The sequence below is a fragment of the Microbacterium sp. CFBP 8801 genome, from assembly GCF_014839455.1.
Lineage (GTDB): Bacteria > Actinomycetota > Actinomycetes > Actinomycetales > Microbacteriaceae > Microbacterium.
This window is the reverse complement of the sequence record NZ_JACYNU010000039.1, coordinates 1-1,792: the sequence shown is the minus strand read 5'-3', so window position 1 is coordinate 1,792 and position 1,792 is coordinate 1. Positions and strand designations below refer to the sequence as shown.

At 70.1% G+C, this 1,792-nt stretch carries 1 protein-coding gene and 1 pseudogene; both read left to right on the top strand.

What is annotated here, in order from left to right:
- Positions 1-87, top strand: a pseudogene (locus IFR11_RS16480) (L-ribulose-5-phosphate 4-epimerase); the annotation flags it as partial.
- On the top strand, positions 84-1,691 hold the full coding sequence (locus IFR11_RS16085; RefSeq protein WP_191916847.1) for an FGGY-family carbohydrate kinase: 1,608 nt from the start codon (positions 84-86) through the stop codon (positions 1,689-1,691). The pseudogene IFR11_RS16480 and the gene IFR11_RS16085, both read left to right, overlap by 4 nt.
- The last annotated feature ends 101 nt before the right edge of the window (positions 1,692-1,792 follow it).

Below are 1,792 nucleotides of genomic sequence, written 5' to 3'. Positions count from 1 at the left end.
CTCATCCCGATCCCGCAGGACAAGATCGACGCCCTCTACAACCGCTACCAGAACGTCTACGGCCAGAACTCGGACGCGCGCCGGTGAGCGCCGCGATCCTCCCGGCCGCCGCGGTCATCTCATCGGGACGCGCCGCCCTGGGCATCGAGCTCGGCTCGACGCGCATCAAGGCGTGCCTCGTCGACGCCGACGACCCCACCCGCGTTCTGGCCACCGGCTCGTTCGCCTGGGAGAACCGCTACCGCGACGGCAACTGGACGTACGCTCTCGAAGACGTCTGGACGGGCGTGCAGACCGCCTACGCGGCGCTGGCCGCTGAGGTGCAGCGCCTGCACGGCGTCGCGATCGAGACGCTCGCTGCAGCCGGTATCTCCGCGATGATGCACGGCTATCTCGCCTTCAACGCCGGGGGTGAGCTGCTCGTGCCCTTCCGCACCTGGCGGAACACCTCGACCGAGCGGGCGGCCGGCGTGCTCTCGGAGCTGCTGGGGACGAACATCCCGTTGCGCTGGTCGATCGCCCACCTGTATCAAGCGGTGCTCGACGAGGAAGACCACGTCCCCGACGTCGACTCGTTCACCACTCTCGCGGGCTACGTCCACGAGAAGCTGACCGGCCGTCGCGTACTCGGCGTGGGCGATGCCTCTGGCATGTTCCCCATCGATGTCCGGACCCACGACTACGACGCGGTCATGGCGGCCAAGTTCGACCGCCTCGTCGCTGAACGCGCGCCGGGCCTCCGGCTGCGCGCGCTGCTGCCCGACGTCCTCGTGGCAGGCGAAGCGGCGGGCGAGCTGACCGCCGCGGGCGCGGCACTTCTCGATCCGTCGGGAACGCTGCGCGCGGGCGTGCTGTTCTGCCCGCCCGAGGGCGATGCCGGCACCGGCATGGTGGCGACCAACTCGGTCGCCCCCCGCACGGGCAACGTCAGCGCCGGCACGAGCATCTTCGCGATGGTCGTGCTCGAGCGTCCACTGCATCGGGCGCACGATGAGCTCGACCTCGTCACCACCCCCGCGGGTGACCTCGTCGCGATGGTGCATTGCAACAACGGGGCGAGTGAACTCGCCGCGTGGGTGGGCTTGTTCGAGCGCTTCGCCGCGATCGCCGGCGGCACGCTCGATCCCGACGAGGTGTTCGAGGCGCTGTTCCTCGAATCATTGGACGGAGCGCCCGATGCGGGCGGCCTGCTGGCCTACAACCACCTCGCCGGTGAGCCCATCGCGGGACTGCCGGAGGGGCGACCGCTGTTCGTCCGCACGCCCGACAGTCGTCTGACGCTGGCGAACTTCATGCGCGCGCAGCTCTACGGCGTGTTCGGCACTCTCGCGCTCGGTATGCGCGTTCTCGCCGACGAGGGCGTGGAGCTCGACCGCATGTACGCCCACGGTGGAGTCTTCCGCACCGCGGGCGTCGCCCAGCGCTTCCTCGCCGGCGCGTTGAACGCCCCCGTGGCGGTCGCGGCGACGGCGTCCGAGGGCGGAGCCTGGGGCATCGCGGTGCTCGCCGCCTTCGCCGCGGATACCGCGGGCGACTCGATCGACACCTACCTCACCGACCGCGTCTTCGCACAGACGGGGTTCGACTCCATCGACCCCGACCCGGAGGACGTCCCCGGATTCGCCGCCTACCTCAGCCGATACCGCGCGGGGCTCGCTATCGAGCATGCCGCGATCGCGGCGACGCACTGACCGAGGCCTCCGCCTCCATCCCCACCGAAGGAATACCCGCATGACCCGCACCCCCCTCAAGAACGACCTCGACGGCTACGAGGTCTGGTTCGTCACCGGTA